This is a genomic window from Paraburkholderia sediminicola (genome assembly GCF_046027355.1).
Taxonomy (GTDB): domain Bacteria; phylum Pseudomonadota; class Gammaproteobacteria; order Burkholderiales; family Burkholderiaceae; genus Paraburkholderia; species Paraburkholderia sediminicola_B.
The window spans coordinates 158,349-185,305 of record NZ_JAQQEK010000006.1 but is presented as its reverse complement, the minus strand read 5'-3'; the positions used below and the strand labels follow the sequence as shown (position 1 = coordinate 185,305).

22 protein-coding genes and 1 pseudogene are annotated in these 26,957 nt (G+C 60.4%); 13 read left to right on the top strand and 10 right to left on the bottom strand.

The genetic code is table 11. The annotated features are described in order from the left end of the window. The first annotated feature begins 48 nt into the window (after positions 1–48). The 8 genes from PQR42_RS12925 (at position 49) to PQR42_RS12890 (ending at position 9,425) form a co-directional block, all read left to right on the top strand. Complete coding sequence (locus tag PQR42_RS12925; RefSeq protein WP_408384441.1) at positions 49–1,080, top strand: acetamidase/formamidase family protein; 1,032 nt, start codon at positions 49–51, stop codon at positions 1,078–1,080. A gap of 175 nt (positions 1,081–1,255) precedes the next feature. After that, the gene (locus PQR42_RS12920; protein ID WP_408204107.1) at positions 1,256–3,631 is read left to right on the top strand and encodes an acetamidase/formamidase family protein; all 2,376 of its coding nucleotides are present in this window, start codon (positions 1,256–1,258) and stop codon (positions 3,629–3,631) included. A gap of 139 nt (positions 3,632–3,770) precedes the next feature. After that, positions 3,771–4,673: a polysaccharide deacetylase family protein gene (locus PQR42_RS12915; protein WP_408493643.1), complete on the top strand. Its 903-nt coding sequence runs from the start codon at positions 3,771–3,773 to the stop codon at positions 4,671–4,673. A 76-nt stretch (positions 4,674–4,749) separates the two neighbouring features. Further along, the gene (locus PQR42_RS12910) at positions 4,750–5,601 is read left to right on the top strand and encodes an ABC transporter substrate-binding protein (RefSeq protein ID WP_408384444.1); all 852 of its coding nucleotides are present in this window, start codon (positions 4,750–4,752) and stop codon (positions 5,599–5,601) included. A gap of 59 nt (positions 5,602–5,660) precedes the next feature. Next, positions 5,661–7,364: an amino acid ABC transporter permease/ATP-binding protein gene (locus PQR42_RS12905; protein WP_408384446.1), complete on the top strand. Its 1,704-nt coding sequence runs from the start codon at positions 5,661–5,663 to the stop codon at positions 7,362–7,364. Between the two features lie 13 nt (positions 7,365–7,377). After that, entirely contained in the window at positions 7,378–8,394 is a 1,017-nt protein-coding gene (locus PQR42_RS12900) for an alpha/beta fold hydrolase (protein ID WP_408384448.1), read from the top strand. 105 nt (positions 8,395–8,499) lie between these two features. Continuing rightward, positions 8,500–8,721: a hypothetical protein gene (locus tag PQR42_RS12895; protein ID WP_408204097.1), complete on the top strand. Its 222-nt coding sequence runs from the start codon at positions 8,500–8,502 to the stop codon at positions 8,719–8,721. 500 nt (positions 8,722–9,221) lie between these two features. Beyond that, positions 9,222–9,425 (top strand): hypothetical protein, encoded by a 204-nt coding sequence (locus tag PQR42_RS12890; RefSeq protein ID WP_408204095.1) that lies wholly within the window; start codon positions 9,222–9,224, stop codon positions 9,423–9,425. A gap of 133 nt (positions 9,426–9,558) precedes the next feature. Here PQR42_RS12890 and PQR42_RS12885 read toward each other — a convergent pair whose 3' ends face one another. Continuing rightward, positions 9,559–9,786, bottom strand: a complete 228-nt coding sequence (locus PQR42_RS12885; RefSeq protein WP_168788566.1) for a hypothetical protein — start codon at positions 9,784–9,786, stop codon at positions 9,559–9,561. Between the two features lie 404 nt (positions 9,787–10,190). On the opposite strand from PQR42_RS12885, the gene PQR42_RS12880 reads away from it, so the two are divergent. The 3 genes from PQR42_RS12880 to PQR42_RS12870 all read left to right on the top strand — a co-directional run bounded on the left by PQR42_RS12880 (position 10,191) and on the right by PQR42_RS12870 (position 12,783). Further along, a complete protein-coding gene (locus tag PQR42_RS12880; protein ID WP_408204093.1) occupies positions 10,191–10,508 on the top strand; it encodes a hypothetical protein in 318 nt (105 codons plus the stop codon). A gap of 220 nt (positions 10,509–10,728) precedes the next feature. Further along, entirely contained in the window at positions 10,729–10,983 is a 255-nt protein-coding gene (locus PQR42_RS12875; RefSeq protein WP_408204092.1) for a hypothetical protein, read from the top strand. Between the two features lie 159 nt (positions 10,984–11,142). Then, positions 11,143–12,783: a nitroreductase family protein gene (locus tag PQR42_RS12870; protein ID WP_408384451.1), complete on the top strand. Its 1,641-nt coding sequence runs from the start codon at positions 11,143–11,145 to the stop codon at positions 12,781–12,783. Between the two features lie 68 nt (positions 12,784–12,851). On the opposite strand, the gene PQR42_RS12865 is transcribed toward PQR42_RS12870, so the two are convergent. The 7 genes from PQR42_RS12865 to PQR42_RS12835 all read right to left on the bottom strand — a co-directional run bounded on the left by PQR42_RS12865 (position 12,852) and on the right by PQR42_RS12835 (position 20,509). Continuing rightward, positions 12,852–13,223: a phage protein NinX family protein gene (locus tag PQR42_RS12865; protein ID WP_408204088.1), complete on the bottom strand. Its 372-nt coding sequence runs from the start codon at positions 13,221–13,223 to the stop codon at positions 12,852–12,854. A gap of 262 nt (positions 13,224–13,485) precedes the next feature. Further along, positions 13,486–15,129, bottom strand: coding sequence for an FGGY-family carbohydrate kinase (locus PQR42_RS12860; RefSeq protein WP_408204086.1), 1,644 nt, complete (start codon positions 15,127–15,129; stop codon positions 13,486–13,488). Between the two features lie 97 nt (positions 15,130–15,226). After that, positions 15,227–15,955: an SDR family oxidoreductase gene (locus PQR42_RS12855; protein WP_408384452.1), complete on the bottom strand. Its 729-nt coding sequence runs from the start codon at positions 15,953–15,955 to the stop codon at positions 15,227–15,229. A 62-nt stretch (positions 15,956–16,017) separates the two neighbouring features. After that, positions 16,018–17,301 (bottom strand): sugar ABC transporter permease, encoded by a 1,284-nt coding sequence (locus PQR42_RS12850; protein WP_408204082.1) that lies wholly within the window; start codon positions 17,299–17,301, stop codon positions 16,018–16,020. A gap of 14 nt (positions 17,302–17,315) precedes the next feature. After that, complete coding sequence (locus tag PQR42_RS12845) at positions 17,316–18,119, bottom strand: ATP-binding cassette domain-containing protein (protein WP_408384454.1); 804 nt, start codon at positions 18,117–18,119, stop codon at positions 17,316–17,318. 89 nt (positions 18,120–18,208) lie between these two features. Next, entirely contained in the window at positions 18,209–19,267 is a 1,059-nt protein-coding gene (locus PQR42_RS12840) for an ABC transporter substrate-binding protein (protein WP_408384457.1), read from the bottom strand. A gap of 273 nt (positions 19,268–19,540) precedes the next feature. Beyond that, positions 19,541–20,509 (bottom strand): helix-turn-helix domain-containing protein, encoded by a 969-nt coding sequence (locus PQR42_RS12835; RefSeq protein ID WP_408204077.1) that lies wholly within the window; start codon positions 20,507–20,509, stop codon positions 19,541–19,543. A 1,990-nt stretch (positions 20,510–22,499) separates the two neighbouring features. On the opposite strand from PQR42_RS12835, the gene ald reads away from it, so the two are divergent. After that, the gene (gene ald / locus PQR42_RS12830; RefSeq protein WP_408204075.1) at positions 22,500–23,618 is read left to right on the top strand and encodes an alanine dehydrogenase; all 1,119 of its coding nucleotides are present in this window, start codon (positions 22,500–22,502) and stop codon (positions 23,616–23,618) included. Between the two features lie 216 nt (positions 23,619–23,834). Beyond that, positions 23,835–24,077 (top strand): annotated as a pseudogene (locus PQR42_RS12825) (IS30 family transposase); the annotation flags it as partial. Positions 24,078–25,947: 1,870 nt separating this feature from the next. Here the strand turns inward: PQR42_RS12825 and PQR42_RS12820 are convergent. Together PQR42_RS12820 and PQR42_RS12815 are read right to left on the bottom strand one after the other, a co-directional pair. Further along, positions 25,948–26,181 (bottom strand): hypothetical protein, encoded by a 234-nt coding sequence (locus tag PQR42_RS12820; RefSeq protein WP_408384459.1) that lies wholly within the window; start codon positions 26,179–26,181, stop codon positions 25,948–25,950. A gap of 153 nt (positions 26,182–26,334) precedes the next feature. Continuing rightward, positions 26,335–26,901, bottom strand: a complete 567-nt coding sequence (locus PQR42_RS12815) for a universal stress protein (RefSeq protein ID WP_408384462.1) — start codon at positions 26,899–26,901, stop codon at positions 26,335–26,337. Between the last annotated feature and the right edge of the window lie 56 nt (positions 26,902–26,957).

Sequence of the window (26,957 nt, the reverse complement as noted above, 5' to 3'; positions counted from 1 at the left end):
ATCGGTCGCGTTGCACCGATCGCACACTCTTACGGAGCTTTAGAAAGCATGCTTCACGACCTGCCAGCTATCCAGAAAAATGTTCACTGGGGATATTTTGACGCGGCGCTAGCGCCCGCACTGATCGTCGAGAGCGGTGACTTTGTTCGTACCGAAGCGATCACGCATCATGCAGGCGACGCCCCCGAGCTCATGATGGATGACAAGGTGCGCGCGCTCTACGACACGATTCCCGAATCCGATCGCCAACCCGGCGTGCATCTGATGACGGGACCGATCTTCGTGAAGGACGCGAAGCCCGGCGACCTGCTTGAGGTACGTTATCTGCAAATGATTCCGCGCTTCAACTACGGCTCGAATCTCGCGGCGCATTGGGGTCATCTGTTCACCGACTTCGAGAAGGAACGCGTCACTATCTACGAACTCGATCACGCATCGAACACCGCTCATGCGCTGTATGGGTACGACTATCCCGGCAAATATCTCGTGCCGGGCAAGCGCTCGGAGGTTCGCGACTGCTGCCGCGAACCCGCGCTCGAAGGCATTCGCGTGCCGGTGCGCCCTCATCTGGGCACGGCCGGCGTCGCGCCCGATGTGGAGGGCCGCGTGAGCACCGTGCCGCCGGGCGCGCATGGCGGCAATATCGATAACTGGCGCATCGGCGCGGGCGCCACCATGTACTACCCGGTCGCCGTGGACGGCGGATTGTTCTCGATCGGCGACCCGCATGTGTCGCAAGGAGATGGCGAAATCAGCGGCACCGCGATTGAGGCGTCGCTCAATGTGATGTTCCAGATCGTGCTGCGGCGCGACTTCAGATTTCCCTCGCCGTTGCTGGAAACGCCGGACTATTGGATCGTCCATGGCTTCGATGAAGACCTCGACATCGCGACAAAAAACGCTTCACGCGATATGTTGTTGCTGCTCACCGAACAGCAAGGCCTGTCGCGCGACGACGCATATTCGCTAATGAGCGTCGCGGCGGATTTCTCCGTGACCCAGGTCGTCGATGGCCGTCAGGGCATTCACTGCAAGATCCCCCGCAGCATTTTTCCTCCGAAGAAAAAGCCTCGCGCGTGAGTTGTGCGCATGCGCTACAACGGTGCGTTCGCGCACGGTTGTAGCGCAGCGCGCTAGCGGTGCGCCTACGCACCGTCGTGGCGCAGCGCCACAGCGCTAACAGCGTTGCTGTCGATGGCACGGACATTGCCTTTGAATGACTCAACTGACGTTCGTCAGGGTCCGGGAGCCTGGGTTGGACTTACTGCGTTTCACCACCGAGTCGTACGCCGAAGTAGATCGCCTGCGAGCATGGAACGAGGCGCTCGACGGGCTTGGCCTGCGCTGCGGCACGCCTCAGGCAGCCGCGCGCCACTTGCATGGAACCATCAAGTCGCGCAAGTCGAGCAATGGCTTTGAACTGATCGCGCTGGCTGCGTTCGCGCAAACCATCGAGCTCAAGGTCGACGGCGCCGACAGTCTCGTGATCGTGCTGCATCTCGACGGCGTAGTGACGCTCGTCGCCGACGGCGTGCGCGCGCGAGTTGCTACCGGCGATATTGTTTATGCGTCGTCGCGCGAGGAAGCGTTCCTGTCGTTCACCTCCGACTTCCGTGCGTTCGTGATCCGCGTGCCCCGTGCTGCCATCAACGCACGCCTTCTTACACCGTTCTCACTGCGTGCCGGGCGTTTGCCCGCAGACGCGGGTATCGGTCACGTCTTCTCCGGCTTTCTGCGCTCGATTGCTGAAAGCGTGGAGACATTGTCACTCGAAGAGCTGCGTCCCCTCGAACTCGCGCTTGCGGAGTTCCTGGTCGCAAGTCTCGTCGGTCACGATAAGGAAGGCAGCTTCAGTGGCCTCACGCCGTCTCAGGCCGCGCTGTTTTCCCGCATATGTCGAACCATCGAAAGCAATCTCGCCGACCCCGATCTCGCGCTGACATCGATCGCGAAAGAAGAGCGCGTCTCGCCGCGTTATCTGCAGAAGCTGTTTGAAGCGGTTGGACAGAATTTTTCGACCTACTTGCGCTCACGCAGGCTGGAGCGCTGCCGCGCGGATCTGGTCAATCCCCTGTATGAAAAGCTCTCGATTGCCGATGTCTGCTTCCGCTGGGGTTTCAACGATCCCGCGTATTTCAGCCGTACGTTTCGCGAGCAATATGGCGCGTCGCCGCGCACTTTCCGGCATGAAGCGGGTCTTGAATTAGCGCGCCATCTCGTGCGGCGAATCTCGCGCGGTTTGCCTGTCAATGCCGGGAGTCTGCTCGTGCATGCACAGCTCGCCGAGCACGGCGCGATCCATGAAGTTGCGGACGAGACCGGCTCTGTAGAGCAGCCTGAAGCGCCTTCGGCATCACCGTCCCGCGAGTCCGGCAAGCCGCGTCATCATCTGTTGCGCGCGACGGCCAACACGATTCACTGGGGTTACTTCAGTCACGATCTCAAGCCCGTGCTCGAACTGAACAGCGGCGACACGGTGACTATCGAAACACTCACGCAACACGCGGCGGATGACTGGGAGCGCATGGTGCAAGGCGATCCCGGCGCCGAAAGCGTGTTCCACTGGACCGCCGGGCGCAAGAACGTCAACCGCCGCGGCGCGGGCCCCATGGACGCGTCCATCTATGGACGTGGCGCGGGAGAAGGCTTCGGCGTGCATATCTGTACCGGACCGATTGCCGTGCGCGGCGCGGAACCCGGCGATGTGCTGGAAGTGCGCATCCTCGACATTCACCCGCGCCGTTGCGCCAATCCGAAATTTACCGGCCGCGCGTTCGGCAGCAACGCCGCTGCGTGGTGGGGCTTCCACTATCGCGAGTTATTGACCGAACCGAAACCGCGCGAGGTCGTCACCATCTATGAACTCGATGCCGACGCCACCGCGGGCGAAACCGCCTGCGCGCGCGCCGTCTATAACTTCCGCTGGACGCCTCAGCGCGATCCCTTTGGGGTGATGCATCCGACGATCGACTATCCTGGCGTGCCAGTCGATCATTCGACGGTAGTCGAGAATCACGACATCCTGAAAAATGTCCAGATCCCGGTGCGTCCGCACTTCGGCGTGATCACCGTCGCGCCGCAGCAGGACGGTCTGATCGATTCGATTCCGCCGTCCACCTTCGGCGGAAATCTCGACAACTGGCGCGTCACGCGCGGAGCGAGCGTGTTCTTGCCAGTCGGGGTGCCCGGCGCTCTGCTCTCCGTCGGCGACCCGCATGCATCGCAAGGAGACTCGGAACTGTGCGGCACCGCGATCGAGTGTTCGCTCACCGGCGACTTCCAGCTGGTGCTTCACAAGAAAGAGACGCTCGGCAGGCAGGTGTTCGCGGACCTCACCTACCCGCTAGTCGAAACCGCCGACGAATGGGTTCTTCACGGCTTCAGCTATCCGAACTATCTGGCCGAGTTCGGCACGAGCGCGCAAAGCGCTGTGTACGAAAAATCCACCCTCGATCTCGCGATGCGCGACGCGTTCATCAAAACACGGCGTTTCCTCATGACGACCAAGGGACTTTCCGAAGATGAGGCGATCTCGCTGATCTCAGTCGCAGTCGACTTCGGCGTGACGCAGGTGGTAGACGGTAACTGGGGGGTGCACGCGATCATCCGGAAGTCGCTTTTCACCGCGTGAAGTAGCGAGTAGTGAGCTTCAATACGCGTGCGTACAAGAGTTTGTTCGCAGCAAGCTCGATGCCGCGATTTTGGCTTCCCTACCATGGGTTCTGACTTGAACACAGGCGTACGCGCCGTTCGACAGGACTCACTGGAATATGGATTCTCCCGCACATCGCACCCTGCCCGGCCACGGGCGCTTTCAATATTTGCCGATCAACGGCCGCCCTGTTTATCGCTGGCCCGACGGTTCCCGGTTAGCGGTCTATATCGGCTTCAACATCGAGCATTTCACGTTCGGTGAAGGACTGGGGCCGACTATCGGTCTGGTGATGCCCGAACCCGATGTGCTGAATCACGCGTGGCGTGAGTACGCATTGCGGGTGGGCGCATGGCGCTGCCTCGATCTCTTCGATGAACTTGCACTGCCGGCCGCTGCCATCATCAACACGGCGCTCTACGATCACTGCCCTGAACTGGTCGCCGCATTCGCTCAGCGTGGCGATGAACTCGTCGCGCACGGCCATACGAATTCGGAACGACAAGGAACGCTGACTGAAGACAACGAACGCGCGCTGATCGTGGCATGTCGCGAGCGAATCGCGGTGGAGAGCGCGCAACAGCCAGCCGGCTGGTTATCGCCGTGGCTCTCGGAGAGTCATGTCACCAGCGATCTGGTGGCCGAAGCGGGTTACCAGTACACGCTCAACTGGTGTCACGACGATCAGCCCACGCGCCTGCTTACGCGCAACGGTCACCCGCTGTGGGCGATTCCGTATCCGGAAGAAGTCAACGATATCCCGATGATCCTTGCGCGCCAGATGGACGCGAAATCGTTCGCCGATCTAGTGATTGATCACTTCGAGGAAATGCTGCGGCAATCCGCGCGAGAGCCGCTGGTGATGGGCATTGCGTTGCATGCGTACCTGATGGGGCAGCCGCATCGTTTGTGTCACTTGCGGCGGGCGCTCGAACATATTGCCCGCGCGCGCGACGAAGGCCGGATCTGCATCACCACGCCTGGTTCGATTGCAAACCACATGGACTTCCTCGCGCATTAGATCACTTCATTCTCGCTTCGCTATGCCGCCTCTTCCGCCCATATTTCCTTCAACCCCAATAGGATTCGCCATGTTCATGTCAAAGGCAATCAAGCTGCTGCTATGCGCTCTCACCGGTCTTCTCCTCGCACAAGGCGCATCAGCGCAATCGTGCGAACCGTCCAAGGTGGCCCAGAAATATCCATCGCTTGCGGGCAAGACCATCAAGATCGGCGTGGACCCCGAGTCGCCGCCGTATGCGTTTCGTGACAGCAAGGATTTCAACAAGATCATCGGTGCCGATGCCGACATGGCCCGGACCGTGTTCGACTGCGCTGGCGTGAAGACGGAATTCTTCACTGCCGGCTGGCCGGGGCTGCTGCCCGCACTGCGTGCCGGACAGATCGATGTGATGTGGGACTTGCTGTACTACACGCCGGAACGCGCGAAGGAAACGACCTTCGTCACGTATATGCAGGCCGGCACGGGCGGTCTGGTGGCGGCTGGCAACCCCAGGAAGATCGATGACATCTCCAAGCTCTGCGGCCTCACGGTCACGGCAGGCATTGGCACCGTCGAACTGACGATGGCGCAAGCGCAAGCCGCCAAATGCAAAGCCGAAGGCAAGCCTGATGTGACCATCATGACGTCCGCCGATATCGCGTCGGGCGCGCGCCTCGTGGCAAGCCATCGCGCCGACGTCATGATGTACGACCTGGCGCTCGTCGACGGTCTCGCGAAACAGAACCCCCAGCTCTACATGCGCGGCTTCATGGTGACGAGCGGCATGAAGATCGGCGTGGGCGTGAAGAAAGGCAACGCCGATATGATCGCCGCCGTGTCCGATGGACTCAAGATCATGCAGGCCAATCAGACGCAGAAGAAGACCTTTCAGCAGTACGGCGTAGATCCGTCGCTGGAAACGCCGACCACACTGCTTACTCAATAAAGGCTGCCTGCGCGGCACACCGTGTCGTGTGCCGGCAGCGTCATGGATCAGGTTCGGAAATGAAGGCACTGCGTATCAAACACAATATAGTCGGCGCTCTCGGCATGGTTGCCATGTTCGTATTGCAGCCGGCGATGGCCGCCGGTCTCGATGGCGCTCAGGTGTTCGACGGCTTCAAGGAACTGGCCGGTTATGTCGGCTCGCCGTTCCTGCTCGGCGGCGCGTGGATCGCGGTGAAGATTACGCTGATAGCGATGTCAATCGGGCTGCTGCTCGGGCTCGGTCTCGCGCTGATGCGGCTGTCGCGGTTCAAGGCCTTGAACTCAGCGGCGTGGGGTTATATCTGGTTCGTGCGCGGCACACCGCAATTGCTGCAACTCGTGTTCATCTTCGACGCGCTGCCGCTGATCGGTTTGCGTTTCGATGAAGTCACGACCGCGGTTATCGGCTTTGCATTGAACGAGGCGGCGTTCAGCGCTGAACTGTTTCGTGCCGGCATCCTGTCAGTGAACCGTTCGCAATCGACCGCCGCCGCCGCACTCGGCATGGGACCGTTGCTGACGTTACGCCGCATTATCCTGCCGCAATCGATGCGCGCGGTGATCCCGGGTCTCGCCAACGACACCATCGGCATGTTGAAGCTTACGTCGATCGCGTCGGTGATCTTCGTCAACGAGCTAACGTTTCGCTCGCAACAGGTCGTCGGCCAGAACTTCAAGTTCTTTACCGTGTTCGGTGCGGCGGCGGTGATTTATCTGGTCCTGACGAGCGGGATCTCCTTGCTTCAGGTGTGGCTCGAACGCATCTTCGATCACGAGCGCGACCGAAAGGTCACGTTATCGTGGTTCGGACTGCGCCCTTCGACGCGTGACGTGAAACCGCTCGACGCACCGATTGTCTTTCCGGTCGCCGCGAAGGAGTTGGAGGCGAACGATCACGCATGGATCGGGACGCTGCTGCCCGCCGAAAGTCGCACGCCGCGGCATCGCGATGAGCCGTTCGTCGCGTGCAGGAACGTCTGGAAATCGTATGACAAGCGCGAGATTTTGCGCGGCGTCGACCTGTCGATCGGGCATGGCGAAGTGGTCGTCATCCTCGGCCCGAGCGGTTCCGGCAAAAGCACACTGCTCAAGCTCATTAACCATCTCGAACCGCTTGACTGGGGAACGATCAAGGTCGATTCGCAGTATGTGGGTTACCGGGAAGTACCGGGTGGCGGCGGCACGGTGCGGCCCCTGCACAACCTCGCACGTGCACGCGCCGAAGCGCGCGTGGGCATGGTGTTCCAGCATTTCAATCTCTTCAGTCATTTGAGTGCGCTGGACAATATCGTTGAAGCACAGCGGCAGGTCTATGACGTGCCGCTCGCCGAAGCGCAAGCACTCGGCCGGGACCTGTTGAAGAGCGTAGGCCTCGCCGCGCATGCGGATTATCTGCCGCATCGGCTATCGGGCGGGCAGCAGCAGCGGGTGGCGATCGCGCGTGCGCTCGCGATCAAGCCCAAGTTGATGCTCTTCGACGAACCGACTTCGGCGCTCGATCCAGAACTCGTCGGTGAAGTGCTCGGCGTGATGCGCGGGCTGGCTGATGCCGGCATGACGATGGTTGTGGTCACGCACGAAATCCGCTTTGCTCGCGATGTCGCCGACCGCGTTGTCTTCATGGACGGCGGCGAAGTTATCGAGCAAGGGACACCGCAGCAGGTCATCGACAATCCGGCTCACGAGCGCACCCAAAAATTCCTTAACGTCGTCGCCAATTGAATATGAGGCTCACATGACGGACTTCGAAACTTTCAACCTTGGCCGCGTCGTCCTGCAGTCCGGCGCGACGCTCCCTGACATGCTGCTCAGCTACAAGACGTATGGCCGGCTGAATGCAGCGCGCGACAACGCGATTGTCTATCCGACGTTTTATAGCGGCAGCCATGTCGACAATGAGTGGCTGATTGGAGAGCACATGGGGCTCGATCCGCGGGAGTATTTCATCATTGTGCCGAATATGTTTGGCAACGGCGTATCGAGTTCGCCGAGCAACAATCCGCCCCCTTATGATCGCGGCCGCTTTCCGCATGTGACGCTCTACGACAACGTTGCGATGCAGTATCGCCTTGTGACCGAGAAGTTTGGCATCGAGTCGCTCAGGCTCGTCACCGGCTGGTCGATGGGCGCGATGCAGGCGTTCCACTGGGCCGCGATGTATCCGCAGATGGTGGAGCGCATTCTGCCGTTCTGCGGGGCGGCGCGGTGCTCGCGGCACAATTTTGTGTTTATCGAAGGGCTTAAGGCGCCATTACTGTTGGACCCGGAATTCAAGGACGGTTTCTACGACGCACCGCCAACACGTGGAATGCGCGCTGCTGCGCGGGTGTTTGCCGGGTGGGGATTTTCGCAGGCGTTTCTGCGTCAACGACTCGACATGGAAGCGATGGGCTATGGCTCTCTTGAGGACTTTATTACCCAGTTCTGGGAGGGCGACTTCTTGAAGAAGGACGCGAACAATATCTTGTCGATGATGTGGAGTTGGCAGTACGGCGATATTTCCGCGAATTCTCTATATAAGGGAGATTTTGATCGAGCGTTGGCCAGTATCACTGCAAAGGCTATTGTGATGCCCGGGCGCACGGATCTGTATTTCCCCCCGGAAGATAGCGAGTATGAGGTTTCGAAGATGCCCAATGCGCAGTTGCGGCCTATCGAATCGGTTTGGGGGCATTTTGCGGGCGGTCCAGCAGCGAATGCTGTCGATGTCAAATTCATCGATAGTGCGGTGAAGGAAATTCTGGCTGCGTAGTGTTCGGTTTTTTTGCGCTCGGTCCAAACCGCGCTCGCCGGCGAGGCCCTGATCGGTCAGGTATTTGCATGCTACGATTCCTTGGGAAGTCGAAGGGAGATCGCCGTGGAAGATGAGATCTACGCAACTCACACGCATGTGGCCCGGGTTCGCGTGATGCAGGCTGTGACAGGCTCTTATCGGGGAATCGTGCATCTGCGGCGAGTGGGAGCTGAACCCGAGTCGGACGATCCGCACGAAACTGAACAGGAATTCGCGCGCGAGGATCAGGCGCGAGACGCAGCGCGCGCTCTTGCCAGCAAGTTGCTTAAAGAGCACGAGTTCTGAATCACCGCGTCGCCTGTGCGAACCTGGACAACCGGCGAAGCGTCAAAACGGCGATGGAGACAGCTATGTGGACTTGCCGAAATTGCAATGCGCGGTTCGCCTTCGATGAGGTCGAGCCGCAAATCGACGAGGAAGGATTTTTTTTCATCTGTCTTGGCTGCGACTACCGGAACAAGCTGGCGGACATAGGTCGAGACCCAGCAGGGCGCCCGCAGTTGGTCCAGCGCGACGACGAGTAGAGCGCCCTTGCGGGGACGCCCATGAAGTTCGACTACAGAGAGCTCCGCAACGACGCGTCGCCCCCGATGCGCGCATCTAAGAGCACCGCACTTGCGGGCGCTGCTACGGCTAATTTGCGCGCATTCTAACCCGGTCCGCCGGCACGGCGGATCTGGATGCTTCCTGAACGCGGGGCAGCGCGGATTCACCTGCGCCGAAGCGCCGACTTACGGATAGCTCCTTCATGCTAGGATTCCTCAAAAACCGCGAGAGAAACCTTCATGGCCAGCCACAATTTCTCGTACAACGAGGTCAACTACAGCGTTTACGTGACCCAACAAAAGGACGGCAGGTGGGACTGGGCATACACGTTGACCAAACCGCCCATCTACTGGAAAAACCCGGAGACACCTGCGGGAACTCCGGAGCAGGCAATCGAACAGGCTCGTTTCGACGCGGAGCGCCGCATCGACGCGATGAAATAGTCAGTCGAAAATGGCCCGTACCATCGGGCATGGCTTCAATCCGGCCCTTCTGGATATCCCTTCGCCGTACGGCACGAACTACGAAGATTTGAAGTTCCGCGGATGGAGCGGCCAGCCGGTCCGGCTACGGTGGTCACTCCATCGACGGCGGTTCCATCGGTCCTGCAAACAATGCGCGGTCGAAGAACGAATCGTCCAGTTCCAATATTTCATCGTCACCCAGAAGGATCACGACTAACTGCCGTGAACCGTTCCCAGGCACTTCCGCGACTTCCCCGATGGTCTGCTTCGGCGTCCGGTCGTCCGTAAATCGCACCCAGTAGTAGCCCGGCACTACGGGTCGCGCGTCCATCCACTCCATGACTAATACTCCCTTGATCTGGCGAAATCGATCGCCCTCCCCGTCTGTCCGACACCGATATTCGTGGTCCCCTTCACGACGTCGCCATAATCCCACAACGTTACGCAGTGCCGGAGTGCGTCGCAGCTGCGCCTGAGGTTGTGAAAGCCGAATGCCGTGCGCTTATCCGGGTCCGATCCGGTCGCAGTCGGGAACCCCCAGCGTACAGCTTTCGTGCACGCGCTCGATGGAAAACTGTCCGGACAGTTTTGTCATAGTTCCTGCCATCCTTCATGACCCGTCGCAATTTGCATCGGTGCGAGCCGATGCGAATGGACGGATCAATCCATGCGCAGACCGATAGTTGAGGCTCGCTGGCTACAACAGGGCTACACTCAAAACAGGATAAATTCCGGAGCAATACCATGACCGACGCTACCCCCCAAAGCACATTTCGCGGTCTTCCCCTGACGCCGGAGCAGGACGCAGAAGTCAGGCACTACATAAAGAAGAAAGAGCAGCATGGCGCGCCATGGAACACGCCGGAGTTGGCGGCCATGCTTCGAGACATGCTGGAGCCCCCGAGCGATGACGACGGAGGACTCGGTTCCGCCGTCGACGAAACGAAGGCGGCCACAGAACGCGCGACAGCTTCGATCGACGAGACCATGGAACCCATTGAAGCCTGCGAAGAGCGGAATGCCGCGATGGAAAACGAGGGTATGAGGGGACCGAAGCGTTGAATCCCAGGCAGCGTTCGCGACTGATGCTGAAATTCACCCTACCCGTTCGGACCGTGGCATGAGCCTGTTGGGAAGCCCACGGCCCGCGTCGTGCCACCCTTTTCGTGGAACTGTGCAAAAGCGCAAAGAGCCGTGCAGCACGCCACACCCGACATGATTACGCGGACCCTGTACCCGCGGCGCCGTTTCGAGGTATGTCCTATCTGCGACAGGAGGGATCGTGAAACGCGATATGAATCTGGCATTCGCAATACTGAAGACTCTCGAGGAAAACAAATCCCCGCACCTCAGCGAATTTGACATTGAAAGCGCGCTCAAGGATGCGTTCGATGTTTCAAACCGGGGTGTGTGGTATCAGTTGAACCTGCTGGCCGACGCAAATCTTGTTCGCTCGACGGGTAGCGACTGGCGGCTAAGCTGGGATGGTCACGAGTTTTTGAAGTCGGCGGTCCCGAAAACCTCCGAAGGCGCCTGAAAGGTGACCTAAGCACTCGAAACATTTCCCGGCTTTCGTGAAGATAACTTGATTGCAGGGGCATCGCACGGGAGGCGCCGAACGCAATAGCAGTTTGCCGAAGCGCGTTCGATTCCACGACTTGCTGACGACCGCGCCCGAACGTCCAGCCAGCCGGCTTTGTACAGCCGCATGTGCGGACATTCCTGGTCTGAGGGGAATATGGACCGGTTAAAGCATGCGATGCTTGAGTATCACGAGCGCAGCAAGCATCGCGTCAGCGGCTATGCCCCCGGCCCCGGGAAACTCGACTGGGCAACCCAACCGGATCCGTTCCGGGTGTTTGCCGGCGCACCGCGCATTGGTCTGCCGCTAGCCGCGGATAGCCTGACTACACGCTACAACGAACTGCGCTGCGGCGCTTTGCCGCCCGCGCGCAGATTCGATCTTTCCAGTCTGGCAATCCTGTTCGAACTTTCCCTCGGCCTGTCGGCGTGGAAATCCTACGGCACCCAGCGGTGGGCACTGCGCTGTAACCCTTCGAGCGGAAATCTGCATCCGACCGAGGGCTATCTTCTGTGTCCGGCTCTGCCCGGCTTGTCCGCTGGGGTCTACCATTACCTGAGCCGGGACCATTCCCTTGAATGTCGCGCTGCCGTGGATGACGAACGATGGAGCGAGGCGTTCCCGCCAGGCGGCGTCCTGGTCGGCATAAGCTCGATCCCCTGGCGCGAGTCGTGGAAATACGGCATGCGCGCCTGGCGCTACTGCCAGCACGATTGCGGCCATGTCATCGCCGCGGTGAGTTACGCAGCGGCAGCGCTTGGCTGGCAGACGCGGCTGATGGAGGCGGCTGCGGACGACGCAGTGGCCAACCTGCTCGGACTGAACCGCGGAGAAGATTTCGGGAAGGCAGAAGCAGAGGCGCCGGATGTCTTGCTCTGGATCGGCACCCCCGAATTGCGGCCTGATCTTGAGCGCATGCTCATCGCCCTGGATAGCGCACAGTGGCACGGACGCGCGAATCAGCTGAGTCCGGGACATGTGAAGTGGCCGGATATCGATTCGATCCATCGCGCCACGCATAAGGCCTCTACTCGCGAACCGACCTTGCCGAATCTGGAGGAGCACCCGTCGCCCGCATCGCCCGCCCTTGATCTCAGCTTTGCCCGGATCGCGCGGCAGCGCCGCAGCGCGGTGAATTTCGACGGTACGACGTGCCTCGCCAAGGCGGCATTTTTCAGCATGCTGGCGTGCCTGTTGCCACGTCATGTCACGCCGCCGTGGAATGCGCTGATGTCTCCTGCAGCAGTGCATGCAGCGCTCATGGTGCACCGCGTGGGCGACCTGGAGCCGGGCCTGTATATGTTCGTGAGAGATCCGGGCGCGCTGCCGGATCTCAAGCGGTCTCTACGTCCAGAATGGCTGTGGCAAAAGACCGGCCCCGATCATCTGCCGCTCTATCTCCTGTTGCCTTACGATTTGCGCGCCACGGCAAAGTTGATCTGCTGTCACCAGGACATCGGCGCCGATTCCTGCTTTGCGTTGGGGATGATCGCGGGATTCGGAATCGCGTTGAAGCAGCCATGGCGTTATCGCCATCTGTTCTGGGAATGCGGCATGCTTGGCCACGCGCTCTATCTCGAAGCCGAAGCCGCCGGCGTGCGCGCGACAGGGATTGGCTGCTTTTTCGATGATGAAATGCACGCACTGCTCGGCGTGGAGGATCACACCTGGCAAAGCCTGTATCACTTCACCGTCGGCGGTGCGGTAGACGATCAGCGCCTGTCCACATGTCCACCGTATGAGGTTCAGCCTTGAACCGTTTGAACTCCTGGAATGTCATGGCTGTCTCCCAGCGGATGCACAGCCCTCGGCAGGAAAAGTGCCTAGAGCTCGTCGGATACTTCCTCGCCGAATTTGTCTGCGACGTAGGCACGCATGGCTGCGATCAGCGGAGTGTTTCCGTAGAAGCAAAAGCCGGCCGGCGTGGATGCTGCGTAACCGCCATGGTGTAGCGCGCCAGCATTCGTGTTGACCCGGGGCAGACAGTAGTCTTCGCGTTCGATGATCGGCCCGGCCTGAGCCCAGTCCGTCGACGGCGAAAAGGCGGCGTCAATCTCGGCGGACTTCCCGTGTTGGTTGTCGCAATCAACATACGCCACCCGGCACAGGCCATCCTCCACCCTTGGGTTTGATAGGCCTTCCGCTCTGGCAACCCAGTAATCGAGTTGCGCACCTTCCAGGTCACTTGTCTTCACAGGCGCTCTCCATCGGGCACTTCCTCGCCGAACTTGCTGGCGACATAACAACGCATAGCCGCTGCCAGATCATCATCTCCGAGCCACCAACCACTCCCCGACCGTGCCTGGGCGGCGATCCCCGCCGGTCGTCCGACCTGCAATCGACTGTTCTTCGAGAACCTAATCCACGATGGAACTGATCTCGTTTTGCTCGTGCTCGATGATCGGTCACGCCTGCTCTGGGTCGGTCTCCCTGGCAAACGTGGGCTGATCGTCGGGCCTAGCGAATTTCCCTGGCCACGGTCTGCAACTGCCTGAAGGCGCGAAACCGCGCCTCGTGCAGTGCCGCAATGTCACCCGTGTCCGACTCGTAGATCCTACAGATCCGCGACATTCTGGCCATCGCCGAGCGCACGTCGTCGAACAGGCCGCCAGCCACGCCGCCCAGGATCGCCGCACCCAGCAACACGGGCTCTTCCGCCTGCGTCGCAAGCACGGGCTTGCCCGTCGCATCGGCGAGCAGTTGCCGAACGAGATCGAGTCGCCCCGCGCCGCCGCTGATCACCACCCGCTCGATCGGTGCACCGGCCATCGCCTGCGCTTCGATGATCTGGCGAAGGCCGTAACCGATACTGCAAATGCCGGCAATGTAGAGGGCGACCAGACTGTTCAGATCATCCTCCATTCCAAGGCCCGCAATCACGGCTCTTGCGTGGGGGTCGGCCAGCGGGGCCCGGTTACCCAGGAACTCCGGAACGACATGCAGGCCGTTGGCCAGCAACGCCGCCCCCGACAGGCTGTCCGCAGCCTGCACCGCGAGACCGGCGAGCATCACCGGCAGCGGGTGGCCCTCGTGCTCTGCGCGACGTCGGGCGTCTGGGGCTGCGGGGTGCATCGAAAGCAGTCGTTCGATCGCCGCGCCCGCTACCGATTGACCGCCCTCGTTGAGCCATGCATCGGGCACCATCGCCGAAAAATAAGGCCCCCACACGCCGGGCACGAAGACCGGACTGCGGGTCGTGGTCATCGTGCACGATGAGGTGCCGAAGACGTAGGCGAGGCAGGACTCGGGCTCGCCGTCGGCGCCGACCGTGCCGATCCCCCCGGCATGGGCATCGATCACGCCTGTGGCGACCGGCGTTCCGGTTCGCAGGCCGAGCTGCGCGGCGGCGTCCGCGGTCAATCCGCTGCCCAACGGCGTTCCCGGGTCGACGACGGTCTGGCCGATGCGCGCAAAGGCCTCGTCCGCCAGCACGCCGAGGCCGACGCTCCGAAAGTAACTCTCGTCCCAGCGCCGCTCGTGCGCCAGATAAGTCCATTTGCAGGTGACCGTGCAGGTGGATCTCGACAGATCCCCGGTCGCGCGCCAGGTCAGGAAGTCGGTCAGGTCGAAAAACTGCCACGCCGCCTCGAACACGTCCGGCCTGTTCTCGAGGAGCCACAGCAGCTTGGGTGTTTCCATTTCCGGCGAGATCTTGCCGCCGACAAACTTCAGCACCTCGTGGCCCGTCGAATTGATGCGCTCCGCCTGTGCCACGGCGCGGTGGTCCATCCAGACGATGATGTCGCGCTCTGCTTGCTCGGAAGGGCCCACGGGCAGCGGCTGGCCGCCCTCGCCCAGCACGACGAGCGAGCAGGTGGCGTCGAAGCCGATGCCGGCGACCTGATCGGGCGAAACGGCGGCCTGCGACAGCGCATCCTTCACGGAATCGCAGACGGCGTTCCAGATTTCGCCGCTCGACTGTTCGACGATGGAGCCGCTTGCGTGGAACAGCGTGATGTCACGCCTGGCCGAGGCCACCATGCGACCGGCAAGGTCGAAGATTCCGGCCCGGGCGCTGCCCGTGCCCACGTCCACGCCGATGACATGGCGCGCATCGCGCGTGCTGTCTGTCGAGCCGGCGGTCGGGTTTTCTGAGGTCATGACTCGCTGCCTGTTCACTGTCTGCTCATTGCCTTTCCGGGGAGGCGTTTCATGTCGACGGCGACCCACACCACCGCGCCCGTGTCTGGCACACGTTTCAGAGATCGACGTTGTTTGGAAGAATGACGAGATCGCGAATGGTCACGTTGCGCGGCCGCGTCAGCATGAAGAGCACCGCATCGGCGACCTCCCTGGCCTGCATCAGGCTGCCCGAAGCGAGCGCTTCGTCCATCTTCGCCTTTGGCCAGTCGTCGAGCAGCGCCGTGACGACCGGGCCCGGAGCCACCGCGCCGACCCGCACACCATGCTTGGCGAGCTGGCGCCGGGTCGTGTGGACAAAGGCCTGCACCGCGAATTTGGATGCGGTGTAGATCGGCTCCCACACGACCGGGACGATGCCCGCGATGGAACTGGTGAAGATGATGTCACCCGATTTCTGCGCGACCATGTGCGGCAGCACGGCGTGGACCGATCGGAACGCGGCATTGACGTTCAGGTTCAGTACGCGATCCCACTCGTCCGGATTGCCGTCCACCACATCGCCGCCGACGTAGGCGCCGGCGTTGGCATGGAAGATGTCGAGGCCACCGGCCAGCTCGAGGATTCTCGGCAGCATCGCGGATACCTCCGACGGCTGCAACAGATCCACGGCCAGCGGCAGTGCGTTCGGCCCCAGTTCCGCGCACAGTTGCGCGAGCCGGTCTTTCGCACGGTCGATCAGAACGACCTTTGCGCCTTCCGCGATCAGGGTGCGCGCGCACTCCAGGCCGATGCCCGACGCCGCGCCCGTGATGGCGGCAACTTTTCCCTTCATGGATTCACTCATTAACGGCTCTCCTGTCCCATGCAACTGCGATCCCACACAAGATGATTGCTGGATTGCTCGAATTACGCGCGACCGTGCGAGACGCGGGACTGCCGGGCGAGCGAGTCGACGATCACCGCGATCGCCAGCACCGCGCCGGTGATCATGAAGCGCAGCGAGGACGACAGGTTCAGCAGCGTCAGACCGCTGGCAATAGACTGGATCACGATAATGCCCAGCACCGCCGAATACGCACTGCCTCGGCCGCCGAACAGGCTGGTGCCGCCGATCACGGCCGCTGCAATGGCGTTCAGGTTCACGTCGCCGGTGCCGGCCTGCTGACTGGCCGAGGCGAGCCGTGCCGCGGTCAGCACGCCGCCGAGTGCGGCGAGACTGGCGCACAGTACGAAGGCGCTGGTGTAGATGGCGCCGACATTGATACCTGCCCGTCTCGCGGCCTCGTGATTGCCGCCGACCGCGTTCATCGACCGGCCCCAGCGCGTCCTTGTTAGTGCATAGTCCATCGCGACCGAGAGGCCGAGGAAGATACCGAACATCAGTGGAACGCCACGTCCCTGGTTGAGGTAGGCGACCACAGCCTCCAAAAGTACGGTGATGGCCAGGGCGCGCGCACAAAGACTGCCCACCGAGGGCGCAGAGAGATTGGATGCACGGCGGCGCTCACGCGTGCGCAACCCGATCACCAGCATCACGACACCGGGCACCAGCGCAACGAGGTACGAAACGACAGCCGGGATGATGATGAGTTGGCCGAGGTTCACCATCGTCGAATCATAGGGAAGGTTGATCGACCCAGTGGCGCCAAGCACATACAGCTGCATCCCGAGGATCGCGAGCAACCCGGCCAGCGTCGCGACGAAGCTCGGCATGCCGAGCCGGTTGAGCAGAAACGCGTACAGGGCGCCGACCACCGCACCGACGACGACCGCGGCGACGATGGCCAGCAGCACCGGCCAGCCGTGGTTGACCCAGAGCATCCCGACGAGGGCCGAAGCAAAGCCGCTCATCGAACCCACCGACAGGTCGATCTGCCCCACCATCAGCACGCAGACGATCCCCAGCGAGATCACGCCGACCGTCGAGCAGTCGAACAGCAGGTTGACCAGGTTGTCGGCCGAGAGGAACACCGGGTTCAGGCTGGTGAACACGGTCCAGATGATGATCAGGCCCGCGACGACCGGCAGCGATCCCAGATCGCCCGAGCGCACCCGCTCGACGAAGGCGGCCACGGTCCCGCCGACTCCGGTGGCATGTTTGACGCGGACATCGCTGCGGTCGAGCAGCGTGGACGGCTGTGGCGCACCCTGCGGTTCAGGCTGCGAGCCGCCTTGAATATCGTTGCTCATGACGGTTCCTTAGTCTAGGTACCCTGTTCGGCCTGGCGTCGGCCGGCGCGACGCGACACGGCGTTCTCGGTGGCGCCGGTGATCGCGGCCACCAGTTCCTGATTCGAGGAGTCGGGATAGAAGACGCCATTGTTGCGGCCCAGCCGCAGCACCACGATCCGGTCCGCCACGGCGCGAACGTCCTCCATGTTGTGGCTGATCATGATCACCGCGTGACCGCGGTCGCGCACCCGCTCGATCAGATTCAGCACCTCGGCGGTCTGGGCCACGCCCAGCGCCGCTGTCGGCTCATCGAGCATGATCAGCTTCGGGTCCAGCAGCAGCGAGCGCGCAATTGCGACGGTCTGGCGCTGGCCGCCCGAGAGCGACGCGACCACATCGCGCACGCTCGGAATGCGCGCCGACAGCTCGTTCAGCAGCGTCCAGGCCCTCACTTCCATCGCGACCTCGTCGAGGCGCAGCGGATTCAGCTCACGCCCGAGGTAGATGTTCGCGACGACGTCAAGGTTTTCGCACAACGCCAGGTCCTGGAACACCGTGGCGATGCCGAGATCGAGCGCCGCGCCCGGATTGGACAGCGTGACCTCCTTGCCGCCGAAGGTAATGGTACCGGTGCTGGGTTGATGGACCCCGGCTAGAACTTTCACCAGCGTCGATTTGCCGGCCCCGTTGTCGCCCACCAGTGCGACCACTTCGCCGGCATGCACGTCGAGCTCGATGTCCGTCAAAGCCGAGACCGCTCCGAAGTGCTTCGAGACGCCGCGCAGGCTCAGCACCAGGTCGCCGCGCCTGGATCGTGTCGTGGAGTTGTCAGTCATGGGACGGATACCTCATTGAGAGTAGAGGACCCGGCACGAGTCGGGTCCGCCCGGCGTTTGGGTCGCAATTGCGTCGGGTATGCGACGGATCAGTAAGTGATTCCCAGCTTCTTGCACCCTTCGGCATACCGGTCGGTACACAGATCCTTGCCGCTCGCGAACCCCTTGTCGACAACTTCCGCCTTGAGGTTCTTCGCCGTGATGACTGCCGGCTTGAAGAGCTGGGACGGCGTATTGAAGAGCGTCGTTTCAGCCTTCGGCGTCTGGCCGGACAGGAAGCCGACTGCCACCTTCGCCGCTGCGGCGGCGACGATCTCGCTCGGCTTCAGGATCGTGTTGTACTCGTCGCCCGCGATGATCAACTGCAATCCCGCGAGCGTCGCGTCGTTGCCGGTCACGGGGGGCACTGGGTTGACGCCGGCTGCCTTGAAGGCCGCGACGGCCCCGCCGCCCGTGCCGTCGTTAGCGGCCACGACACCGACAATCTGCGAGCCGAAGCGCGTGATCTGCCCGCTGACCCACTGCTGGGCCTTCGGCGGCGCCCAGTCCGGCGTGTCGTACTCGGCCAGCGTCTTGTAGCCGCTCCCCTCCAGTCCGGCGTGGATACCCTTCTTGATCAGTCCCGCGGCCGCGTCGGTCGGCGACCCGTTGACCTCGAGCACGCCACCCTTGGTGGTCGGCACGCCCGTTTCCTTCAGGTGCTGGACGAGTGACTGCGCGATGGCCTTGCCGATGCCTTCGTTGTCGAACGAGACGTAGTAGTTGGCCGGCGTCGAGGGCACGGGCCGGTCATAGGCGATAACCTTGATACCCTTGCCCTGTGCCATGTGGACCAACGACGCGGCGGCCGTCGAGTCGACCGGGTCGAGGACGATCACCTTGGCGCCTTGCGCGATCACCGAGTTGAACTGCTGCTGCTGCGTCGAGACATCGGCATTGGCATTCTGGTAGAGAACCTTGCAGTCGGGGCAGAGCTTGCTCATTTCGGTTTTGAAGCCGGGGAAGTCATGCTGTTCGTAGCGGGTCGACGCCTGGTCGGGCATCAGAAAGGCGACCGTGCCACTGGGGGCGGCCAGTGCCGCCGTGTTGCTCAACAAGCTCAGGCTCAGGGCGCTGGCGCCGATTAGTTGGTTCGAAAGTCGGGTCATCGAATGTCTCCATTATTAGAAAAATTCCGGCGTAGCTGCTGTCGTGTCTGTGTCGCGAGTGAGCTCCTTTGTAGTTTTTCGTCTTTGCTAGCGGCTTCCGGATTAATGCCCATTTCTTGCCTCACTTGCGTTGGCCCGAATAGGGGAAAGTTGCCGCGTCGTGTTTCATATCCTACGTACTGCGTGTTATCTCCATTCCACGTGCTGAAAGTGTTGCGCCTTTATTTATCGCGTACTCATCGCCAGTCTTGCACAACGTCTCCAGAGTAGGCGCTAGCCGGACACTTCCGAGGCACGCGCGGCATCAGGCGGTTCAGTAGCACTGGCCGCGTTGAGTTGTTGGTATGCGCGCCATCGCGAAGGCGACATGTCCTTCAGGGAAAGGAACTGGCGGTTAAAATTCGAGAGGTTATTAAAGCCGACCTGATAGCAGATATCGGTGATGTTCAGTTCACCCGACATCAGTAATTGACACGCGAGATTAATGCGCAGCCGGTTTACATACTGCACGAAAGGCACGCCGGTGTGCCGACGGAAGTATCGCGAGAAGGCACTGACGCTCTGTCCCACGAGTTCGGCCAACTCCGTTTCGCGCAACTCTTGCGACAGGTTCTTGCCAATGTAGGAAAGCACGTGATTGATGCGCGTCTGCGCATAGCGCGCCGGGTCCGCACAATAAGCAGCACTCGCCAGTTTCACCGGCGCGACGCTTTGCACGAGCAAGTCAAGCAAAGCAAGAAACAACGTGATGCGCCGCATGCCTTTCGCGCCCAGCATCTCGCGCATGATCGGTTCAGCCGCCGCGCCCGTTTCCGGTGTGAACAGTACACCCCAACGCGATGCATCGAGTAACAACTCGACGCGCTTTAACTCCGGGAAGAGCTTGATTGCGCGCGTGACGAACTCTGCATCGAATTGCAGAATAAGACAGCGTTCATCCACACGGTCGCCCTGCGGCACATTGCTGACCCAGTTGTGCGGCAGATTCGATCCCACCATCACGAGATTGCCAGGCGCGAAATTGCCGATGTAATCGCCTACGAAGTATTTGCCCGTCGTCGACGTAATCAGCTGAATTTCGTATTCAGGATGGAAATGCCAGCGCACCGTGCGATAGGGATACCCATGGGACCAGATCTTGAACGACTCGTCGCGCGGCACGGCGACCAGCTCCAGATCCGGCTGGGCGATTTTGGCGTGGCCGGCATCGGTACCCGCCGTGACACCCAGCGTGGTGTGCATCTGTCTTCCTCCTGAGCCCATTCTGCTTTTGACAGTCGCATACGTCTTATTGCGTCTGCTATAAGAGAAAGTTAGCCCTGCCGCGGACATCTCGCCACTGAAAATAAGACCGCGAACTGATACTTTATTGCATTCGGGTAAGTCCGTACGGCATCAAGGCGCATTTTTTGTGGAATGAGCACTTCGCGCGTTTGACAGCGGCGATAGCTCACACAGCCACCGTAAAGCGAACGCTCCCGTAGCCGGTTGGATTATTCGATATTTAGACAGCGCGTGGTCCAATAAGCCCAACGCAATTCAGATGCCTGGCTAGGGCTGCGGTTTGCAATTGATAAGTTGGGAGACGATTGAGACAACCTTAAAATGGTGCGAATTTACGATAATTTAACTTCAACAGCCGGACTTTAGATTGTGAAGTTGGCGCGAACCCGCGGCTTCATCCCTTGCCCGGTTCGGAGACGGTTAGAGGGCGGCGAGTTACACTCTCTCCGTCCGCTGGTTGAGGCAATGCGAAGGTATGAGGTACACGGCGTTAAGCGGCCTGCCTTGTGTCATGCCACCTTTCGCGCGGCTGCCAATCCGGCTCCGGCAATCGTCTGGCATCGATCTCAGCCATCCCGTGAGCAATCGCAAACCTGCACGCCTCCAAAGCACTAGAGAACCGCCCTAATTCCTTCGTTGCGCGCTGGGTGCCATCAGGCTTCCGAACTATGAGGAGAGCCGCGTACATGCCCTCGTCGTATGCCGCTAGCGGCGTCAGGATGAAAGTCTTATGGGTTACCTCGGCGTTTTGCATCAACTTCCTCCGTGCAAAGAATCGACGCGCGGGGCAGCGGACGATCTAACAGTTCAATTATTACTGATTGTAAGGATAACCGTTAGGCCCGTCTCTCGGTAATAGTCCGGATTCTTCAGAAGTATGCGTGCGCAACACGCGGAATCGGCCAGCGCGCTGCATTCATAATGATTATCGCCAAGCGCCGCGGCAATTCATCCCTGGAGGTTTAGCGAATACAGCCTGAGCAATCCATGCTTTGTCTGTTCGGATCGCGCTTTCCACATAGCTGTCTTTTAACGCTGCGACAATTTTTGGCAGTAGCGAGCGTAAATAGCCGTCCGACGATTCTTTTGCCGTGAACTCCAGACCTATCGACTAAACCTGCTCGTTGATGGCAGCCAGGAACTCGATCGCCTTCGTCCATACCTAGATGAACTGTTGAGACCGGGTCGAAAATGTTTGAGGCCTGATACAGGCAAACCTAATCCGAGTGCTCGGGGTGCAGCGGATTGAGTTCGAACAACAAGTTGGCGTTGTACATGCGGCAACAGTAACGTTGCGAGCGAAAGGAACGACGGCCGAGCGGGCGCAGCCGCGTCGGCCCGTGGACAATCCGTAGCCCTTCGTATGCCTTGACTGTCTCTTCGAGTTGCGTACTTTCGCAGAAATGGATGTCAAAGTGGCGCCGGAAGGAGAACCGACTATAGCACCGCGTTCGGCGACGTATAGCGAGTCAGTAGTCGAAGAAAAGACCCGCATGGCGTCGAGCTAAATCCATATCGAAAGGAGACATGGGGAGACAGGACTCGATATAAACCCTTAGGCCTGCGATGTAAGGTGATGGACACGCATCGCCTAATTCAGGTGTTTCAACCAAAATTCACCACAATTACATTAACAACTCCTACCACACCGCCGATAGTATTGTGGAAATCACTACTCGTAGCCGGATATAGCACCTACGTCACGCTCGATTTCCGCATGCATCCCGCTCCGATGCTACCCGTCACAAGCTGATACTGGCCAAGCGCCCGGCGATGGCGTCGCCAACAGGTGAAATCGGCTAGACCGTGGCGATGGTTTCTTGCGATCCTGCCGCCTGCGTGCGTTAGCGTCGTCGACGCCTCCCTCGTCAACGCTCGCCGCTCGTGCTGGGCGTTTGAGGAATCAGATCATTTCGCGGCAGACCGGCAGTCCCATACAGGAGGCAATATGCACATAGGCGTTCCGAAGGAGATCAAGAACCACGAGTATCGTGTCGGTCTCACGCCGTCTTCCGTGCGCGAGATCGTCGCGCATGGACACAGCGTGGACGTCGAGACAGGCGCCGGCGCAGGCATCGGCGCAACGGACGACGCGTACCGGGCCGCGGGCGCGCAGGTTGCGCCCAGCGCAGAAGCGGTGTTTGCCGCTGCCGACATGATCGTCAAGGTGAAAGAGCCTCAGGCGCCCGAGCGTGCGATGCTGCGCCGAGGACAGATTCTTTTCACCTACTTGCACCTCGCGCCGGACCCCGAGCAGTGCGCCGATCTCGTCCGAAGCAACGCGGTTTGCATCGCCTATGAGACCGTCACGCAACGCGGCGGCGGACTGCCTCTGCTCGCGCCCATGTCCGAGGTTGCGGGCCGCATGTCGATTCAGGCGGGCGCGTTCAGCCTGGAACGCGCGCACGGTGGCAAGGGCATCCTGCTTGGCGGCGTGGCGGGCGTGCCCTCCGCGAAGATTGCGATCCTCGGCGCTGGCGTGGTCGGCACCAATGCCGCGCAGATGGCTGTCGGCACGGGTGCGCAGGTCGTCGTAATCGATCGCAATGTCGATGCGCTGCGACGCATGGACCGGCTGCTGGGCGCACGCGTGATCACCGTGTATTCGAATCAGGACAACATCGAACGACACGTGCTCGATGCCGACCTCGTGATCGGCGGCGTGCTCGTGCCCGGCGCCGCTGCGCCCAAACTCGTCACGCGCAAGATGGTTGATGCGATGAGCCCCGGCTCCGTCATCGTCGATGTCGCGATCGACCAGGGAGGATGCTGCGAAACCGCGAGGCCTACGACTCACGCGGACCCCACGTACAAAGTTGGCGAAGTCGTACACTACTGTGTCGCAAACATGCCTGGCGGTGTGCCGCGCACGTCCACTTATGCGTTGAATAACGCGACGCTTCCCTTTGTCCTGCAAATCGCCGACCAGGGCTGGCGCAAGGCGCTTACCGATGACGAACATCTGCGTCGTGGCCTGAATGTCGCGTTCGGCAAAGTGACCTGTCCCGAGGTCGCCGAAGCACTGGGCTACCCCTGCGAGGATGCAGGTGCCATCGCGGCTGAATAGCAGAAACATCGAGACGAAACGCGGGCGGCTTATCCGGTCGCGCTCTCGAGCCAACGTGGTGGTGAGATTCGCCCCCTGTCAGACTTGGTCAAGTTCCCACTGCGAACAGCTGTATTCCACGAAATTCCGTTCTGCCGAACTGTATTTGGCTGATCGGCGGATTCAACCGGTGGATGCAACACACTAAAGACTGCGCAAGCAGTGGGAGTGTTGCAGATGAAACAGCGACGCCGGATTTATTACAGCGAGAAGCAGAAAGCGCTGATGTGGGAACGTTGGCGGAAGGGAGAATCTCTCCAGAAGATCGCCCAGCTTTTTGATCGGAACCACTCGTCGGTACAAGGGATTCTGGCTGAGACCGGCGGAATCCAGCCACCGCAAAGGCATCGATCGAGATTGGCGTTGACGCTGGCTGAGCGCGAGGAGATATCACGGGGGCTCGTTGCTGGCGATTCAATCGAGCAGTTCGTCATGGAGCCGGGCGAGTGCGTATGCCGATGGCTTGGCGCGATTTCTCCGGGCAGGATCAATTGACCTCCTGAAGCGGCAGCCGCTACGTTTGCCACGCTCAAGAGAATTTTTTCGTTTCTTTTTTGAATGTTTTCGCAGGCTTCGAATCCTTCTTCATTGGTGCGATCACTGGATTCACTTCCGCATTTGCTTCACATATTGATTCGACATCCTATGCAATCTTCGCCTAGAGGAAACGAACCAGCGAGATGGCGCCATCGATGCCTTGGCGCGCAGAGATGCTCGCGGTCCAGTCGGACTTCGATACGGCCGGGTCCCGCGTCCGACGGGTCATTCACGCCGTCGAGGGCGGCCCTGCTCCGCGTGGAGGCGTCTCGATATTAACGTTGTGAATGGCGATAGTGGGAATCAGCTGGGGACGAGCTGTGTTGCGAACGGCGTAAGGAGAAGCAAATCATGGAGATTTGGCTTGTTGCCGTCATATCCGGACTGTAAGCTTTCAGCAACGCGGACATATCCCCGCGTTTTGTGTGCTAAGTAGCCGTAGGCAAGTCCTGCGGCTTCTTTTTATGCGAACGCCGGAAAGAATCCGCAGAACCTAAATCAAGAAATGTTCTCGCGCGGCGTTCGATGTCGTCGAGATTTCAAGCGACGCGGACAAGTGCTTCCTGCTGGCGTCGGTCGGCCCCTGGCCTCAAAGTCGTCCAGTTGAAGCAGCAAACTATCCAGCGCGCAGAGTTGGACGCGCGTCAGGTGAGTGCCATCCAGAAGCTCGTGGAGCCGTTTGCGCCAGTATTCAGCCGGCAGAATTGGCCCGCCGGGATCTCCTATCAACGATGGCACCATCACGCGTGCAATATGCGCGATGTCCTGGTCAAAGAACATACCCATGTGCGCCCCCTTATGTGGTTTGGCCTGCGCCCTATTGTTTTACGTCTGATAAATACTGTAGGCCAGTTTTCGCAGCATGCCAAATATTGGGATCTATGGCGGTACTTCTCAGACAACCGTCTCGCGAGCCTTATTGGCAGTCTGGGAGCGTTGGTCGCCCCTTCAGCGGCCGGGATATTCGCCGTCCACGCTCATTGCCATCACCTAACATATAGATATGATCGCGACGAGCAAGGAGACGACCATGGTCGAGTCAATTTCGGTAATGTTGCTTGGGGTAATCGTCCTGATCATGGCTGCCATCCTGGTTGCGGAGCGCTACAGACGCGAACGTCACAGGAATCGGCAACTTCGCTGGCTGGACACGCACCCTATGCGCGACTGGTTACACCGTAGGCCGTGACGCAGGCAGGAACGAAAAGCCCCGCGCAAAGCGGGGCAGATCAGGCGAAACCGGTTATTGGCAGCGATTTTGCCAGTGGCCGTGTACCTTCACTTTGTGGCAAACGCGATGATGTTGGTGATCGTCGGCGTGTGCAGGTGCGACTGCGCTGAGGGTTACAACTACTGCTGCGAGCGCGGAAATCCGTTCTTCATCGTGCAACCTTCGAGTGGAACGGCGGATGGGCATCCTATCAAGGCCGCATTACGATGTACTGAAAGGACGGTTTCGCAGCTTGCCGCAATCCGTCACGTGAAGTCGTGATGAAGATCGTCGCGGTCACCACCCAGTGCCCGTAGCACGTCGCGCGCGAAGTCTTCGTCCACCTCCAGCCAATGAGAGGGTCGTGGCGCCGTTGCTTATGTTGGCGAATGAGGCAAGCCGAGATGATTGCCGGTGTAGCGCGAGCGTTGGATGGTTCGACGTTTGCGCTCGCTGCAAAGGCGCGCGCTGACTCGCATCACACAAATCATGCGACTACAGGGAACACGCCGGACATTCGTGTCCGTTCATATTGCGTGCCAATCAGTTCTTGTCCGGTGTTTTCAGCTCGATCAGCATCCGCTCACAACCGCCTTGATCCGGCACCATGCAGCCGAGCAAATGTTCACTGTTCGGCATCAGTATCTCGCCGCCCGTCTGAATCGCCAAAGTCATGCCGGGATTCTTCTGCCATACGACGAGGCCGAAACATGCAAGCGCCAACAGCACGACGAGGGAGAACGCGATCCTCTCCAGCTTCCAATAGATTCTCGGCATACCGACACCTTCAGCATGGCACAGGGTTTGTGATGAGCGCTCGCGCGCGGCCCACGAGTAACGGCTGAGGTATTGTCAACTTAAGCAAATCGACCTGACTAATAGCCCACTTCAATAGCATTTTTGGCTTACTGACGCCGGCCACCGATTCCGTTAAGTTGACAGTGCCGGAGTGACTGCAAGCGGAATTCGCCCGATGATAAATCCATGAGGCGACGAAGACTTCGATGCTGTCGATTGCTTGCCGACTCCCGCTTCGCCCACTACGCCCGTATGTGTCGACTGCCGGACCACCAGAACAGGGATAGCGCTATGAGTCAGTACCTTCTGTGTCTCGCTGCCGATCAACAGGCCACGCACACCGCTGCGACCGTGGGACGCCATGACAATCAGATCACAATTTCGCTCGATGGCGGTGCTGATGATCGCTTCATAAGGATGAGCGCGGGTGGTGGCAACCGTGTCGCATGTCACGCCCGCTCGGCTTGCGGCCTTCGTGACAGCCACGAGAAACGCCTCTGCACGCTCCTTGTTGACCTGAACGAATTTCTCCTCGGTATCCATGAGCATTTCGGTTCCATATGCCAAAACATGGAACTCCGGCATGACATGAAGTCCCGTAACCGAGGCGTCATTTTCGGCGGCGAGTGTCACCGCCATCTGGACTGCGACTTCGGAAAGTGCCGAGCCGTCGGTCGGCACCAGCAGATGCTTGAACATGACACCTCCCCTCGCTCGACGTGCGGGCTGTATCCGACGCGCACGTAGCCACTCGC

Coding starts and splice junctions, on each gene's coding strand:
- PQR42_RS12915 (WP_408493643.1), top strand. CDS start 3,771: ATGGATTCTCCCGCACATCGCACCCTGCCCGGCCACGGGCGCTTTCAA.
- PQR42_RS12880 (WP_408204093.1), top strand. CDS start 10,191: ATGACCGACGCTACCCCCCAAAGCACATTTCGCGGTCTTCCCCTGACG.
- PQR42_RS12905 (WP_408384446.1), top strand. CDS start 5,661: ATGAAGGCACTGCGTATCAAACACAATATAGTCGGCGCTCTCGGCATG.
- PQR42_RS12860 (WP_408204086.1), bottom strand. CDS start 15,129: ATGACCTCAGAAAACCCGACCGCCGGCTCGACAGACAGCACGCGCGAT.
- PQR42_RS12850 (WP_408204082.1), bottom strand. CDS start 17,301: ATGAGCAACGATATTCAAGGCGGCTCGCAGCCTGAACCGCAGGGTGCG.
- PQR42_RS12900 (WP_408384448.1), top strand. CDS start 7,378: ATGACGGACTTCGAAACTTTCAACCTTGGCCGCGTCGTCCTGCAGTCC.
- PQR42_RS12815 (WP_408384462.1), bottom strand. CDS start 26,901: ATGTTCAAGCATCTGCTGGTGCCGACCGACGGCTCGGCACTTTCCGAA.
- PQR42_RS12910 (WP_408384444.1), top strand. CDS start 4,750: ATGTCAAAGGCAATCAAGCTGCTGCTATGCGCTCTCACCGGTCTTCTC.
- PQR42_RS12835 (WP_408204077.1), bottom strand. CDS start 20,509: ATGCACACCACGCTGGGTGTCACGGCGGGTACCGATGCCGGCCACGCC.
- PQR42_RS12840 (WP_408384457.1), bottom strand. CDS start 19,267: ATGACCCGACTTTCGAACCAACTAATCGGCGCCAGCGCCCTGAGCCTG.
- PQR42_RS12845 (WP_408384454.1), bottom strand. CDS start 18,119: ATGACTGACAACTCCACGACACGATCCAGGCGCGGCGACCTGGTGCTG.
- PQR42_RS12855 (WP_408384452.1), bottom strand. CDS start 15,955: ATGAGTGAATCCATGAAGGGAAAAGTTGCCGCCATCACGGGCGCGGCG.
- ald (WP_408204075.1), top strand. CDS start 22,500: ATGCACATAGGCGTTCCGAAGGAGATCAAGAACCACGAGTATCGTGTC.
- PQR42_RS12885 (WP_168788566.1), bottom strand. CDS start 9,786: ATGGAGTGGATGGACGCGCGACCCGTAGTGCCGGGCTACTACTGGGTG.
- PQR42_RS12925 (WP_408384441.1), top strand. CDS start 49: ATGCTTCACGACCTGCCAGCTATCCAGAAAAATGTTCACTGGGGATAT.
- PQR42_RS12890 (WP_408204095.1), top strand. CDS start 9,222: ATGGCCAGCCACAATTTCTCGTACAACGAGGTCAACTACAGCGTTTAC.
- PQR42_RS12820 (WP_408384459.1), bottom strand. CDS start 26,181: ATGCCGAGAATCTATTGGAAGCTGGAGAGGATCGCGTTCTCCCTCGTC.